We start from the raw sequence: 15,942 nt of genomic DNA, 5'->3' as shown, positions 1-15,942 counted from the left end.
GTAACCATTCGTGACCACCGACGAGCAGACAGAGCCGACCTATTCAGGCGAAATTAAAGCGCGCAAAAAATCGGTCGCGGTGCTGCTGACCTTCCTTTGCCCGGGCCTTGGCTCGCTCTATCTCGGCCAGATGATGCGCGGGCTGGTGATCAACCTGCTCTTTCTGATGGCGCTGGAGATCTTCGTCATCGCCTGGAGCGTGACTCAGTTTTTCCCCCTGCCCCCCTTCCTGGTCTTCGTCGGCGGCTGGCTGCTCTTTAGCACCCTGCTCGCGCTGGAGAATATGCGGCGCATCGATGAGATCGAGCCCTATATCCTGCGCGGATATAATCATTGGACGCTCTATTTAGTGACCTTCCTGCTCACCTTCCTGCTGCCGATCGCGCTGACGCTAAACTTCGGCGCCAAAAACCTGTGGCATTTCGAACCCGTCCACACCAACGCGATGTACCCGACGATTCAGGCCGGCGACCTGGTGCTGACCGATCGAAACGCATTTCGCGCGGCCCCGCCGAGCGTCGGCGATATCGTCGCCGTGAAGACGACCAAGGGGCCGAGTCACGACTTTTTGCGCATCGTCGCCCAGCCCGATGACATCATCGAGATGGAGGGGCAGGCCCTTACGATCAACGAAAACGAGGTCCGCCAGGCCCCACTTCAACCCGAAGAGGTCGTGGGCGCACACCTCGATGAAGCCAGCGAATTACGCCCCATGGTCGAGCACAATCGCGACCAGCGCTACGTCATAGCGACCTCGCCAAATACCTTCTCGGGCTATATTTTGCCCCCGAATCAACTCAGCGAAAACGCCTATTTCCTGCTGGCAGATAACCGCAGCCAGACCCCGGATTTTATCGCCAAGGGCGTCCACAATGACCCGCGCGATAGCCGCAACTTCGGCCCGGTGGGGAGCAACGATTTCCGCGGCGTCCCGCGCTATATCCTCTGGTCGCGCGGCCCCGATGGCTCGGTGCGCTGGGACCGTATTGGTCTGCGCGTTCGCTAAGCAGGTCGCTGCGCCACGCGCCCAAAACCCCGCCTAACGCGACTTCATAAGCAACGATAAACCCATGACTAAGAACGGCATTTTGGACTCCGACAAGGTCGAATCCACCGTCATCGGCGCCGGCCCCGTCGGCTGCGTGCTCGCCCTTGTGCTGGCGCGCCGCGGCCACCAGGTCACGCTCTATGAGCGTCGCCCCGATATCCGTCACGAAGACCCGGCCGGCGGCCGCTCCATCAACCTCGTGCTGACCGAGCGCGGCCTGCGCATCCTTGGGCGCCTGGGACTTCGCGACGAGATACTCAGCCTCACCGTCCCGGTCCTCGGGCGCATGATGCACTCCCTCGAATCGAAGTTGGCCTATCAGCCCTACGGAAAGGACGATTCGGAGTGTAATTATTCGGTGTCACGCACCCGGCTCAACGCCTCGTTGCTCGACGCCGCCGAAGCCGCCGGCGTCGCGATTCACTTCAATCAAATCTGCATCGACGCGGATTTCGAGTCCGGCCAGGTCGAACTCAAAGACGCGGTCAGCGGCGAACACACCCGGCGAGCCGCGGGCGTTATCTTTGGCGCGGATGGTTCGCCGTCGGCGATTCGCCACGCCCTGGTCGCCCAGGGCCACGCCGAGGCAACCGTCGACAAGCTCAACTTCGGCTATAAGGAGCTCTATTTTCCGGCGCCCTCCTCCTCGACGGACACCGCCGCCATGGCCGACCACGCCCTGCATATTTGGCCGCGCGGCGACCACTTCCTCATGGGCCTGGCCAACCTCGACGGCAGCTTTACCGGCACCGCCTATCTGCCGCTCGACGGCAAAAACAGCTTCGCCGAGCTCGACACCCCCGCGAGCGTTCGCGCCTTCTTTGAGGGCCAATACCCCGACTCGGTTCGCCTGCTCTCCGACGACTTTGTCGACGCGTTCCTCGCCAACCCCACTGGCACACTCGGCACCGTCCGCTGCGCCCCCTACCACCTCGACGCGCGCGCCCTGCTCGTGGGCGACGCCGCCCATGGCATCGTTCCGTTCTTTGGCCAGGGGCTCAACTGCGGCTTCGAAGATTGCCTCGTCCTCGACGACCTCTTCGAGCAATTTGCCCACAATAACGCCCCCCCAGAAGACCGCCTCGCCGCCATCTTCGCTCAGTTCTCAGCGCTGCGAAAACCCAACGCCGACGCCATCGCCGAGATGGCCCTCGATAATTTTGTGGAGATGCGCGCGAAGGTCGGCGACCCGAACTTCCTTCTTCAAAAAAAGGTCGAGCATCGCATCGAAAACGAGATGCCCGACATCTATCGCTCCCGCTACGCGGTGGTGATGTATAGCGCGCTCCCCTACCGGCGCGCCTTCGAAATCGGCGAGCTCCAGCAGGCGATTCTTCGCGAGTTATGTGAGGGGATTGAGGACGCCGCACAGGCCGACATGCGGCAGGCCCGCGACCTCATCGAGGCCAAACTTTTGCCGTATTATGAGCGCTTTGGGATCGCGTTGGATTTTTGATTTTTGTTTGTTTGCCCGTGCGCGTTGCCCGTGCGCGTTGCCCGTGCGCGTTGCCCGTGCGCGTTGCCCGTCCGCGGGCTCCCTACGCTTCGCTTCGGTCACCGCGCGGCTACAAGGCCCATGCTACGCATGGTGGGACGGCGTTCGGTCACCGCGCGGCTACAAGGCCCATGCTACGCATGGTGGGACGGCGTTCGGTCGGTGTGCCGCGCACCACAAAAAAGGGCACGCCCATAGGCGTACCCTTTTATCGAATCGCAAAATCAGGCCGGCGCCAGGGCCGGCCCGACCCGCTTAGAACTCACACGGAGCGCCGTTGCATACGTCGATGATCTCGCCGCCGCTGCGGAAGAAGTGGATCATCTGCTCGTTATGCGCGTCGACGCGACGCGGTTTGCCGTGGGGGTCGCCCAGCCCGTCTTCTTCGGCCGGCGGGACATTGCCCGGTTCGGGCCAGGCGTTGCCGAAGTCATACAGGACCACGCCCGAGCCGGTGTAGGGATAGGGCTGCGCCTCAACAAGGTCGACGTCGTGGCCGTAATGCTCCATCAATTTGATGCCGATATCGCTGCGAGCGGCGAACTCATTGGTCATGACGGACACCTGATAGTCGCCCTTGGCGGGCACAAAGAGCGCGTTATGCGACGGCATTCCCTCGAAAGGTTCGTCGCTGATATGGCGCAAATAGCTCACCGGGTCGGTCTGGTTCCACAGCAATTGATAGGCCTGCAAGCCGACGACCTGATCGGCGGGATTCGGGTAGGCGTTATTCATCACCTCTGCGTACCCGTTGAAGTCAACGGAGCGGTGCAGCAGCGTTGAGTAGTTATTGCCGGGGACGCCAAGGTGTCCCTCGGTGATGTCGGTCGACAGCGCCATATAGGTGCCGCCGAAGATGCCGCCCTGCGAAATGCCGGAATAGTAGAGTTCGTCGGCGTTCACGACGATGCCTTTGTCGGTGATCTCCGGAAGCGTGGGCAGACGCTCGCGCATCGACCGGGCGAGGAGCAAGAATTCCAGGATGCCCTGGTGCAGACGGTCGGCGAGGTAGGAGAACGCGTTCATATTGCTCAGCGCGTTGGCCGCTCGCGGGACGTCCTCATCGGACATGCCCGCCAGGCTCGTGCCGAAGAAGATGAATTTATGGTCGTTGGCGATCTTGCCGTTATGGCTACCGCCGGTTTGGCTCCCCTTGCCGAGCAAACCATGGCCGTATTGAATCAGGCCGTGCGGGCTCGCGTCGCGGGCGCTGTGAGGAATATAGAGCCAGAAATCCTGGGTATGCACGCCGTTCGGGGCGTGGTTGCCATCCTCGTCGAAATTGAAGATAGCGCCCGGCACGCTGCCGATCAGCGCATCTTTCATAAATCGCGGTGAGTCGAAGGTGCCGGTGATCTCCAGCCACCAATGGTCGTGCTCGGTCTCACTATTCTCTTTCACATTTTTGATGACCAGCTCGGGGCCCTGCTCGCCGGCGAGCTCAAATCCCTGCTCGCGAATCGAGAGCATCGAGCCGTGCAGAGCGTCGCTGCTCGCGGTCACGAAGTCCCAGGCCAGCGTCAGGTCTTGCTTCTCGATGCCTTCGGAGGCGAGGACCGCGAAGATATCGTCGAAACGCTCCTGGCGTGATTTGAGCACCGCGTCCGCGTCGGTGTCGCCGTCGCGAAGCTTCACGAAGGCCTCACTCGGCTCAATCGCCGCGCCGGAGGTGTCCTTTAGCCCCCGAAGCGCCACCACATAGCGCATCCCCTCGTTGAGGATGACGCCCGGGCGAATAAACGTCAGCCGGTCGGCCTCGTCTTGAACCTGAGCGCGGGTGTCGAATTCGACAAAATACGGAATCTTTCGCAACACCGTGCCATCTCCGTCGACCTCAAGCCATACGACGGGCGCGTCTTCTTTAAGCGAATCCGCGATCGCCACTTCGGTGGCCATCTGCGAGATGTCGAGGTCCTCGAAGTGAATCAGCAGCGGGGTGCCAAGGCCGTAACCATCGAGGCGGCGCCAATTATCAGGCTCGGTCAGGGTTCCGCGGCGCGAGGCGGGCAACGTCTCCGCGCCGAAGCTCAGGGTAAAACCAGTCGCCCGCGCCTCGTCGGGCTTTAGGAATTGATTCGACGGCCAGGGAAGCGAGCAATGCGCGGGCTGAAGTTCGTCGCAATTCGTCTGCACAAAACCGGACCCCTCGCCGACGTCGCCATCGCTTCCGTCTTCGCCTGCCCCATCGGCGCCCGTGGCGTCCGAGCCCGCGTCGGCCTGGGTATTATTGGTACCGGCCGAGTTGTCCTCGTCGTCAGAGCAACCCGCAGCCGCCAGGCCCACGAGCAGGCAACCGATCAAAAGTGGACGTCGAATATTCCATCGCAATTGCGCAGCAAGTTTCATTTGCTATACCTCAGATAGATATAAATTTCGTAATAAGAGATCGACTGCGATCATGCCAGAATCGCGCCCAGAAAGGAATCACGATATCTGCGGTTGCGCCCGACCCAGCAGCGTCGTTGATTCTGGATGCGTCGACGGACTCCGCGCCGATAGCCATGCGTTGGGGTTCGTGGCAATAGAAGCACATCGACGCTACGTTATATCGAGCGTCGCATAGGGCGCGTAGAGCCGATGATTTAGCGACATCCTCTCAAAACGAATCAAGGTATTAGGTTGAAGCGAAGTATTCTCAGTGTAGCAGTGTTGGCAGCCGTCGCGATTATTTTGGGGTTGGGATGGTGGATGTTTTCATCCAGCGACGAACCGGTCGATGCGCCGCGCGTCCAGGCCAAAGACACTCCGTCGATTCACGGATTCCTTGTCGACTCCGCGGGGCAACCCATCGTCGGCGGGCAGGTGGAAGCAGGCGATGCTGGGCGCGTCAAGACCGCTGAAGACGGCAGCTTTCGCTTCGATGACCTCAAGCCTGGGACCTATAAAATTGGCGCGACCGCCGACGGATTTGTCGCCGGCGGCCCGCCCGGTCTTCGCAGCGTCGAGGTCACGCTCGCAGCGGGAAGTGACGCGGCCTCGATCCGCGACCTTCGCCTTATATTACAAAGGGTTGGGACCATTCGGGGACGCGTCGTCGCCTCCGGTCGACCGGTGCCAAACGCCACGGTCGGCATCTATTATCAATCCGCCCAGGGACTCGCCGACCCGATCGAGCCCTATGTCGTCGACGCCGCCGCGACCAGCGACACCAACGGAAATTTCGAACTTCGAGACCTCGCCCCGGGGCGCCTCCAATTGCTGATCGAGGCCGAGGACTACGCCCTCGCCGAGAGCCGTCACCTCTTCGTCGAGCCCGGCGAGAACCTCGGCCCGGTCGTCATCGACCTCGCCCCGAGCGCGACGCTTATCGGCGAGGTCGTCGATACCCAGGGCGAAGCGATTGGCGCAGAAATTGTGCTTCGCTCCGAGTCCGCGCGACCCGGGCAACAGCGCATCAGCCGGCGCAGCCAGGCCGATAAAACCGGGCGTTTTTTCTTCCGAAATATCCCCGCCGGCGTCTACTCACTGGAGGCCATTTCGCCCGGATTTCGCAACACTCGAGTCGAAGAGATCGAAGCCGTGGTGGGTAAAACGAGCCGACACGATATGGTGATGGAGCCCGGCGATGGGATCTTCGGGCGCGTCCTCGATCATACCGGTGCACCGGTGGCCGGGGCCTATGTGGTCTTCAATCCCTTCGGCGGCCCGGCCGAGGAGTCGCACCCAAGAGCCTGGCAAAGACGCGTTCGCACCAACCAGGACGGGCAATTTCAATGGGCAGACCCGCCCGAGCCGAATTATGTCGCCACCGCCATTTCGCCGCAGCACGCCGATTCCAAACCGCAGAGTGTGCGCCGCGGCGTTTCCAATGACTTCGAGCTCGGCGCGCCCGGCGGGATTCGCGGGCGCGTTGTCGGACCGGACGGTCGCCCCGTGCAATCGTTTAGCGTGGGCGTGAGCAATTTCGAGAGCGAGGGGCCCATCGCCTATAATATGCGCGAAGTCGGCATTGAACGGGTCAACGATTCAACCGGTCAATTTCATCTTCCGCGACTTCGCCCCGGCAAATATTGGCTCAGCGTGGAGAGCCCGGACTTCGCCCCCGGCACCTCTGAGATGATTGTGACGCGCGCCGGAAGCGTGGCCTCGGGCGTGGTCATTCAGCTCGGGCAGGCCGGGCGCGTCGCCGGAACCGTACGCGACGAGAGGACCGGCAACCCCATCGCCGGCGCGCATGTCGCGGTCTTCGAGCCCGGCTCGCCATTTTCGGCCAACGCGACGCGCACCGATCAGGACGGTCGCTTCCGCATCGAAGGCGTCGCGCCGGGGCGCCGAAGCCTTCGGGTCACCAAAAAAGGATTCGTGACCACCGTCTCCTCGGGATTGGACGTCACGCAGAATCGCGAGACCACCCGCGATATCACCATGGCGACCCAGCAGCCCGGCGAGCGAATGCGCTTTGAGGGGATCGGCGCAATGCTCAGCAAACATGAGGGCGGCGTGCGCGTTCAGAAGGTCTTTGAAGGACACCCGGCGAGCCAATTCGGGCTCAAAGAGAACGACTTTATCCTCGGCGTCGACGGGACCGACGTCGATGATCTGGCGCTCTCGCATGTGGTCGAGAGGATTCGCGGCCAGCGAGGCGTGCCGGTCGAGCTCCAGGTCGAGCGCCACGGTGAGGGGCGCATCACGCTTGAGATTGAGCGGGGACAAGTTATTGTAAAGTAGTAATTTCTCTCAAATCCGACTAGGAAACCTATTTCTTCCAATAATTTGTGACACCTCGAAGTAGGTCTAACGATGATATCTTCGCGCACGCAACTCTTTGTACTCTTGCTCTTTGTAGTGGCCGCGCTCGGCGCCTGTGACCCCGGAGAGGCAACGTCCTGGTCGGACATAAAGGACAGCGGAGCCGAAGACGTTCTGTCAGGCGATGATGCAAACTCGGCCGAGGATGTCGGCTCGATTCGCGACGGCATCGAGGAGCCACCGGACGCGCATCAACCCGACGTCGCAGACATCACTGAAACGCCGGACGCGACCACCCCACCAGACACGGCGACCCCAGAGGAGCCCGACGCCACCGAGCCAGACCCGGTGGAGCCGGATGTCTCCGAACCAGAGCCCGATATCACCGAGCCCGAGGAGCCCGAGCCGCCGAGCTGGAATTGTTCCGCAGTCTCGTGCAACGAGGTCGACGTCTCGACCTCACTTGGCTCCATGCGCGACATCGACGCCTGCGCCTTTGAGCTCGCCTTGCAGCGCCCTATCAGCGAGGGCAAAGCCCTCGCTGACCGGCTGCTGACCCGCCTTCAGAGCGAATCACTCGGCACCCCGCGCAGCTTTAATTATGTCACAGACAACCTCAATCGCGACGGGCGAAGCGGTCTGTCCAGCGCCACGAACACGCGCCTGAGCGGGCTGAACCCGAAGGGATTTCGCTGGAATACCGGCGACGATAATGTCACTTATTGGTACCCCCAGGGCATCACCGGCTCCAGCGACGCGCAGGCCGATGGAAAGGTCAACGGCCGACGCTTCGTCATGAACGCCTGGTACCACAAGACCACCGCCCGCCCGACCAAGGGCGCGCGCCTGGCGTTGGCCGACATCACCGATCCCAGCAATATCAAATACCGGCTGCTGCTGCTCGTCGACCCCATCGAAGACTCCAGCGGCAAGCCGACCTACCGCGAGGCGGCCTACGATAGCGGCAACGCGCTGCACGCCGGCGGCATCGTCTGGTATGGCGACTATCTCTTCGTCGCAGACACCTCCCAGGGCTTCCGGGTCTATGACCTCAGCCGCATCTTTAGCCCCACCAAATACGACAGCGACAAGGTCGGCATCCATGGGGGCGAGAGTTATGCGCACGGCTACCGATTCGCGGTGCCGCGCATCGCGCGCTATCGCTGGAAGTCCGGCTCCTGCAAGGCGAAGTTCTCTTTCCTCGGCCTCGACCGCACCTCCAACCCGCCGGCGCTGGTCAACGGCGGCTATGACTCAAGCGACCACAGTAAAAAGTTGGTCGTGTGGCCCCTCGACCCCGCGACGCATCTTCTCGAAGAGCGCGGCGGCACCACCCGCGCGTCGAACGCCGCTATCATCGGCCAAACCCGCGCCCAGGGCGCCATTCGCGCCAACGGCTATTATTATGTGTCCTCGTCGAGCCAGGATGGCAGCAATGGCCGGCTCTATAAGGGCAGACCCGGCCAATCGAATACGTCGGTGAAATGGGTCTACGGCGCCGAGGATATCTATCTTCAGCGCGACGCCAACCGCATCTGGACGGGCGCCGAGCACCCGGGGCGCCGCGACGTGGTCAGCATTCCGCTGCCGTAAACCAAGGTGTGGCGGGAGCCGGCGCGCAAAATTTGCACACCACATCATATTCGCGCAAATAATTCGCCGCGCTTCTTTGTTCTATCTCGAGAATGAGGCGCGGCGGATATTTTTATGCTTTTTATATATCGCGAATAACCCGCTGGCACCGGCTGAAAGCACGGTATCAGCCCGGATGCGGGCGGTAGAAAAGAAATCGAGATAGCCGGCGAAAAATCGGCGCAGTTTTTGCTTAGTAGCCCCCTGCCCTCTCAAATATTTGCGCGCAGGGCGTAACGACATCCTAAATCATAACTTCGAGATAGGCTTGAGGCCGATTTCATGTATTTTTTTAAAGAAATCAAAGATTATATTGGCTTCAGCGACAGCGACGCCGCTCGCCTGCAAAAACTGCACCCCCTGCTGGGGCCGCATTTTGAGGCGATCGTTAAGCATTTCTATCGCGCGCTCAACGAAAACCAGCGAACGCGCGATATCTTCACCGGACCCGACCAAATCGAGCGGCTTCGAAAGAGCCTGCACCGATGGCTCACCGACCTCTTCTCGGGCACCTACGACGACGCGTTTTTCCGCGCGCGCCAACACGTAGGCCGCGTTCACGTCGAGGTCGGGCTTCAGCCGCAATTTATGTTCGGGGCGATGAATATCATCCGCATCGACCTGATCCGCGCGATCTCGGAGCAGAAAACGCGCATCGAAGAAGAGGTTGGGTCCACAAGCATCGAATGCATCGAGAGCGTCGAGCGCATCCTTGACCTCGAGCTTACCATCATAACCCAGGCCTATTGGGATAAATTGATGCATATGAAGCTCGAGATTCCCTCGGCGCTGGCGACCGGGCTCGCTCATGAGATCCGCAATCCTCTCAACACAATGGGGCTGCAACTGACCCTCCTGGAGCGGCGCATCCGCGACATTAGCAGCGTGGTCGAGGACGCCGAGGAGCGCATCTTACCGATCGCCGAGACCCTGCGCTCCGAGCTCGGGCGCATCCACACATTGACTAATGATATCATGGACTTCGCCAAGCCGGTCGAGATCACCCCGGCCTGGCACGACGCCGCCATGCTGCTCGACGAGATCAAGCGGGTCCACGGTCCCAGCCTGCAGGCCTCGAATATCGCGGTTGAGACCCACCTCACCGGCGACGCGCGCATGTGGTGCGATCTCGACCGCATCCGCCAGGTCTTCGTGAACTTTTTGACCAACGCCGTCGAGGCCATGGACAACGCCGGCCAAATCATCATCACCGCAGACAACGCCGACTACGGCACCCGGCTGACCTTTCAAGACTTCGGCGAGGGCATGGCGCCGGGGCTTAAATTCCGGGTCTTCGACCTGTTCTTTACGACCAAAGCCACCGGCACCGGCATGGGCCTGCCAATCATTAAGAAGATCATCGACGCCCATGGCGGCTCGATTGACGTGACCTCCCAACCCGGCCGCGGCACCAAATTCACCGTCTTTTTGCCGCGCCCCGAGTTCGGCGAATAGCCCGAACGATAGAGACCCAAACACGCCCGACACTAGATTTTAAGTTAACTCAAAATTTCTGGACCGCAGATGCAAAATCTCAGCGCTCAAAAATTTCCGCCCGCCCACTACGCCGCCAGCCGCGGACGTATCCTCATCGTCGATGATGAGGTGCACGCGCGCGAGGCGCTCAGCACCCTGCTCGAAGAGGACGGCTATGAGGTGCGCAACGCACCCGACGGCTTCAAAGCCCTGGGCGTGCTGCGCGAGTGGGAGTGTGACCTGCTGGTGACCGATCTGCGCATGCCGGTAATGGACGGGCTCGAGCTCATCAAAAAGGCGCGCGTCGAATTCCCAAAGCTCACCTGCGTGGTGATGACCGCCTTCGGCAGCGTCGAGAACGCCGTCAAAGCCATGAAAAGCGGCGCCGAAGATTATCTGAGCAAGCCGCTGAATTTCGACGAGGTTGAGCTGGTCATCGCGCGCGCCATGGAGCGCACGCAACTGCGCACCGAGCTCGACCGACTGCGCCAGGGCAGCGCCGGCGAGACCACGAAGACTCAGATGATCGGCAATAGCATGCCGATGCAAAAGCTAAAGTCGATGATCGACCAGGTCGCCACCTCGCGCGCCACCGTGCTGATCACCGGCGAGTCGGGGACCGGCAAGGAGTTGGTCGCGCGACTGGTGCATGAGCGAAGCGACCGCGCCGACAAGCCCTTCGTGCGCCTGCACTGTTCGGCCCTGGCCGAAACCCTGCTCGAGAGCGAGCTCTTCGGCCATGAAAAGGGCGCGTTCACCGGCGCCGCCAATCAACGCAAAGGCCGCTTCGAAGAGGCCAACGGCGGCACGCTCTTCCTCGATGAGATCGGCGAGATCTCACAGTCGATTCAGGTCAAGCTGTTGAGGTTTTTGCAGGAGCGCGAGTTTGAGCGGGTCGGCGGCAATCAGACCATCTCGGTGGACGTGCGCATCATCGCGGCGACCAACCGCGACCTGGAGGCCGAGGTCCGCAGCGGACGCTTCCGCGAAGACCTCTATTACCGCCTCAACGTCATCCACCTGAACACGCCGCCGCTACGCGTGCGCCGCAGTGATATCGCCCCGCTGGCGAGCCACCTGGTCGCCAAGCACGCCCGTCGAAACGGCAAAGATATCAAAGAGATAAGCCCCGAAGTGCTCGCCACAATCTGCCAATATGACTGGCCGGGGAATGTGCGTGAACTAGAAAATACTGTGGAGCGCGCGGTCGTGCTGGCGACCGGGTCGCGCATCGAGTCAAGCCAACTCTCCGATAACTTCGGCCAACAACATTTCGTGCCCAACGACGAAATCCGCATCCCCGGCTCCACGCTGGAGGATATCGAGCGCTACGCCATCTTAGAGACCTACGAGGCCACCGGCGGCAACTCCGCGGAGACCTCTAGAATCCTGGGGATCAGCGTGCGAAAAGTGCAATATAAGCTCAAGGAATATCGAGATTAAACCCGGCCGCGCGCCCTATTTGTCGGGCTGATTAAAGAGCGGAAACTCGCCGAAATTGCTCTGAAATTTGTGCATCCGACGCTTTAAGGTTTCGAGCACCTCATCGCCCTGGATATAGCGAAACCACAATTCACCGTGCCCGCGCGCGCCGGGTTCGGCGAGCTCGTCGGCGAAGAGTTTTTGCAGCGTTTCACGGGCGTTGTCGCTGGCGTAGCAATAAAATACCATCGCGCTCGCCTGCCCCGACGCGTATTCGATCAACCCCTCAGCCACCCGAACCTGCAGCGCGGCTGCCCCTTCGGGCGCGTGCGCCGCGACGCCATCTGCGTCGAGCGGAAACCAGGATGAAAATTGTTTAAGACTCATCATTTCTCCTTAGTGAGCGAAGGGTCGAATCGCATGATCCGCGGCCGAACCATCGGCGTCTTACATAACACCTTTGGGTCTGGGCAGGGAAACGCGGGTTTTACGTCAAGCCAGCGCTCGTTTTTTAGTTGACGACGGGCGCCCCGCTCGGCTTGAATGCGCCGAGTTTTATTTTCATTCATCGCCTACCTGCGAGGAATCCCCATGAACGCCTATAAGCAATTAGAAAAACGTTTCGAGCGCCTGTCCAAGATCGAAGAGGCAATTGGCGTGCTCGGATGGGACCGCGCGACGATGATGCCCGAGGGCGGCGCCGCCGGGCGCGCCGAGCAGATCGCCACGCTCTCCGTGCTGGCCCACGAAGGGCTGACCGACCCCGCGCTCGCAGACCTCTTGGAGCAGGCGGCCGACATCGAGTTGAGCGAGTGGCAACAAGCAAACCTTGGCGAGATGCGCCGCGACTGGGTCCACGCAAACGCGCTGCCCTCCGACCTCGTTGAGGCCACCAGCCGCGCGGTCTCCGAATGCGAAACCGTATGGATGCAGGCGCGCGCCGAGGATGACTTCGCCAAACTCGCCCCGTATCTCAAGCGCCAAATCGACCTGATCCGCGAGGGCGCCGTCGCCAAGGGCGAGGCGCTCGGGTGCTCGGCCTACGACGCCCTGCTCGACCAATTCGACCCCGGCATGAGCGCCGCGACCATCGACCCCATCTTCGAAGAGCTCGTCGCGTTTTTGCCCGGCTTCATCGACGAAGTCCTCGCCCACCAGGCGAGCGCTCCGGCGCCGATTCAACCCCAGGGACCATTCCCCGAGGCGGCGCAGCGCGAACTGTCGCACTCCCTGATGAAGACCCTCGGCTTCGACTTCAACCACGGCCGCCTGGACACCAGCGCCCACGCATTTTGCGGCGGCACCACCGACGACGTGCGCCTGACCACCAACTACGACGAGCAGGACTTCGCCCGCTCCATCATGGGCACCATCCACGAGACCGGCCACGCCCTCTATAGCATGGGACTGCCCACCGAGTGGCGATACCAACCGGTCGGAAGGGCCCGGGGCATGAGCATCCACGAGAGCCAATCACTGCTCATGGAGATGCAGGTCTGCCGCAGCCGCGACTTTTTGGAATATGCCGCCCCGATGATGCGCGAGGCCTTTGCCCCGGGCAGCGACTCAGCCGAGTGGTCGGTCGAGAATATCTTCGCCCTGTCGACCCGCGTCGAGCGAAGCCTGATCCGCATTGACGCCGACGAAGTCACCTACCCGGCCCACGTGATCCTTCGCTACCAGCTCGAGCGCAAACTCATCGGTGGTGAGCTCAGCGTCGAAGACCTGCCGCAGGCGTGGAACACCGGCATGAAGGAATTAGTCGGCATCACCCCGGACAGCGACCGCGACGGCTGCATGCAGGACGTCCACTGGATGAGCGGCGCCTTCGGGTATTTCCCCACCTATACCCTGGGCGCGATGACCGCCGCCCAGCTCTACGCCGCCGCCCGCGAGCAAGACCCCACGATCGTCCCGGGCGTCAAAACCGGCGACTTCGCCCCGCTGCGCACCTGGCTGCGCGACAATATCCACGCCAAGGCGTCGAGCAAGAGCACGGTCGAGTTGGTGAAGGAAGCCACCGGCAAGGCGCTCGACGTCGAGGTCTTCAAGGCGCATCTTCGTCAGCGTTATTTGCCCAGCAAATGATCGCGCGCGCAGAGTTTTAGCGGCAAAAGGGCCGAGCATTGTCAGCAAGAACTTGACAATCGCTCGGCCCTCTCATTAGGAGTCATAGCGAATAGAAGAACCACCTGAAGTGCCCAGAAAACCAACGCTTTCTCGTTGTCCCTACAAATTAAAACCGTTCAGCATTGTTCGTTCTGTTTTTCTAAAATGAGCTCATTATGAAGTACTCATCGATCTTTTCGCGACACCATCTAATTTTTCTCATCGCGTCACTGGCCTTCATCGGCGCGTGCTCGGACTCGGGCTCGGACAACTCCGAGAAGGACACGGGCGTTCAAGCGGACGCGACGACCTCGGACGTCACCGAGACGCCGGATTCCACGGATGGCGACGCCGACGCGACCGAGCCCGATGCGGGTGCAGACGCCGATTCGGACGCCGAAGCGGACACCACGCAGCAGACCGGCGATCCCATCTCCCTAAAAGTCATCGCGTTCAACGACCTTCACGGCCGCCTGGAAGCACCTGCCGGCCGCATTACTGACGGCACGGAGACCCATGACGCCGGCGGCATCGCCTACCTGAAGGCCTGGGCCGACGAGCTTACCCAGGACGCCGACAATAGCATCCTGGTGTCGGCCGGCGATATCGTGGGCGCGACGCCGATGATGTCGGCGATGTACCACGACGAACCGACGATCGTGGCGCTGAATATGCTCGGCCTGGAGGTCACCGCGGTGGGCAACCACGAATTCGACGCCGGCTGGGAAGAGCTTCTTCGCCTACAAAATGGCGGCTGCCACGCCGATGGATGCGATTGGACCGAGTCCTTCGACGGGGCTGAGTTCCCGATCCTCGCCGCCAACGTCATGACCGAGAGCGGTGACACCCTGCTGCCGTCGACCGTGGTCAAAACCTATGAGGGCGTGAAGGTCGGATTCATCGGCCTCACCCTCGAAGGCACCGGCCGCATCACGCGCCCCAGCGCCACCGCCGGGCTGACCTTCGACGACGAAGTCGAGACAATCGACCGCGAGGTCGCCAAGCTTCAGGCCCAGGGAATTGAGGCCATCGTCGTGCTCATCCACGAGGGCGGCCACGCGACCACTCCGCAGACCAGCGTCAGCGACTGCGGCGACGTGCAGGGACCGATCGTCGACATCGTGCGCAACTCGAGCGACGCCGTCGACGTCTTCATCAGCGGACACACCCACCGCACCTATATCTGCGATATCGAAGGCCGCCTGGTCACCAGCGCGTTCTCCTACGGCCGCGTGCTGACCGAAGTTGACCTGGTCATCGACTCGGCCAGCGGCGACATCACCGAGAAGACCGCGGTCAACCACGTCGTGCGAAACGACACCCTCAGCCCGAACACGGACCTCACTACCTTCGTCACCGACCTCGCCACGCTGGCCGCCGAAGCCGACCCGGTGGTCGCCGAGATCAACAAGAGCATCCGACGCGACTATAATGACGCCGGCGAATCCCCCCTGGGCCGCCTCATCGCCGACAGCCACCTGTGGGCCACCAGCGAGACCGGAGAGGACAGCGCCCAGATCGCGATGGCCAACGCCGGCGGCATCCGCGCCAACCTGACCAGCCCCGGCGCGACCCCCGAGAATCCCGGTGAGATCACCTACTCGCAGGTCTTCGACGTGCTGCCCTTCGGCAACACCCTGGTGACCATGACCCTGACCGGCGCCCAGATTCACCAACTTCTTGAGCAGCAATTCAGCGCCACCGAATACTCGATCGTCCAGGTTTCCAGCGGATTCACCTACTCCTATACGCTCAACACCACGGTCGGAAACCACGTGGACCCGGCCAGCATCAAGCTCAACGGCGTGACCATCGACCCGAGCGCGAATTATCGCGTCACCGTCAACAGCTATATGGCAGAGGGCGGCGACTTTTTGGCGGTTCTTTCCGAGGGCACCAACCGCGTGCAGGGCCCCGCAGAGGTCGAGATGTTCGCCCAATACCTGCGCCTGCACTCGCCGATCGCCCGGCCCGACGACGTGCGCATCACGCGCCTCGATCCCTGAGCTAACGCAGCGCAAGAATAGGCCGGAAATCCTCCGCCTATCGCCCCTTCGGACATAGGTAGCGC

Annotated in this window: 10 protein-coding genes; 8 read left to right on the top strand and 2 right to left on the bottom strand. The window is 61.7% G+C overall.

What is annotated here, in order from left to right:
- Positions 1-10 precede the first annotated feature (10 nt).
- Positions 11-1,006, top strand: coding sequence for a signal peptidase I (lepB, locus tag DN745_RS05245; protein ID WP_111332770.1), 996 nt, complete (start codon positions 11-13; stop codon positions 1,004-1,006).
- 64 nt (positions 1,007-1,070) lie between these two features.
- The gene (locus tag DN745_RS05240) at positions 1,071-2,504 is read left to right on the top strand and encodes an FAD-dependent oxidoreductase (RefSeq protein ID WP_111332768.1); all 1,434 of its coding nucleotides are present in this window, start codon (positions 1,071-1,073) and stop codon (positions 2,502-2,504) included.
- A 294-nt stretch (positions 2,505-2,798) separates the two neighbouring features.
- On the opposite strand, the gene DN745_RS05235 is transcribed toward DN745_RS05240, so the two are convergent.
- On the bottom strand, positions 2,799-4,889 hold the full coding sequence (locus tag DN745_RS05235; RefSeq protein ID WP_133622174.1) for a hypothetical protein: 2,091 nt from the start codon (positions 4,887-4,889) through the stop codon (positions 2,799-2,801).
- A gap of 342 nt (positions 4,890-5,231) precedes the next feature.
- On the opposite strand from DN745_RS05235, the gene DN745_RS05230 reads away from it, so the two are divergent.
- From DN745_RS05230 to DN745_RS05210, 4 genes are all read left to right on the top strand, one after another.
- Complete coding sequence (locus DN745_RS05230) at positions 5,232-7,211, top strand: carboxypeptidase regulatory-like domain-containing protein (RefSeq protein ID WP_111332765.1); 1,980 nt, start codon at positions 5,232-5,234, stop codon at positions 7,209-7,211.
- Positions 7,212-7,283: 72 nt separating this feature from the next.
- On the top strand, positions 7,284-8,825 hold the full coding sequence (locus DN745_RS05220; protein ID WP_162687469.1) for a hypothetical protein: 1,542 nt from the start codon (positions 7,284-7,286) through the stop codon (positions 8,823-8,825).
- Positions 8,826-9,146: 321 nt separating this feature from the next.
- Positions 9,147-10,319 carry a protoglobin domain-containing protein gene (locus DN745_RS05215; protein WP_111332762.1) on the top strand — a complete coding sequence of 391 codons (1,173 nt, stop codon included), beginning with the start codon at positions 9,147-9,149 and terminating at the stop codon, positions 10,317-10,319.
- 69 nt (positions 10,320-10,388) lie between these two features.
- Positions 10,389-11,783: a sigma-54-dependent transcriptional regulator gene (locus tag DN745_RS05210; protein WP_111332761.1), complete on the top strand. Its 1,395-nt coding sequence runs from the start codon at positions 10,389-10,391 to the stop codon at positions 11,781-11,783.
- A 15-nt stretch (positions 11,784-11,798) separates the two neighbouring features.
- Here DN745_RS05210 and DN745_RS05205 read toward each other — a convergent pair whose 3' ends face one another.
- A complete protein-coding gene (locus DN745_RS05205; protein ID WP_111332759.1) occupies positions 11,799-12,149 on the bottom strand; it encodes a hypothetical protein in 351 nt (116 codons plus the stop codon).
- Positions 12,150-12,353: 204 nt separating this feature from the next.
- Here DN745_RS05205 and DN745_RS05200 point away from each other — a divergent pair, with 204 nt between their 5' ends.
- Complete coding sequence (locus DN745_RS05200; protein ID WP_111332757.1) at positions 12,354-13,850, top strand: carboxypeptidase M32; 1,497 nt, start codon at positions 12,354-12,356, stop codon at positions 13,848-13,850.
- A gap of 197 nt (positions 13,851-14,047) precedes the next feature.
- On the top strand, positions 14,048-15,877 hold the full coding sequence (locus DN745_RS05195; protein ID WP_111332756.1) for a bifunctional metallophosphatase/5'-nucleotidase: 1,830 nt from the start codon (positions 14,048-14,050) through the stop codon (positions 15,875-15,877).
- The last annotated feature ends 65 nt before the right edge of the window (positions 15,878-15,942 follow it).

The sequence above is a fragment of the Bradymonas sediminis genome (assembly GCF_003258315.1).
GTDB lineage: Bacteria > Myxococcota_A > Bradymonadia > Bradymonadales > Bradymonadaceae > Bradymonas > Bradymonas sediminis.
Note: the sequence above shows the minus strand (reverse complement) of the source record. Positions and strands in the feature narration are given on the sequence as shown.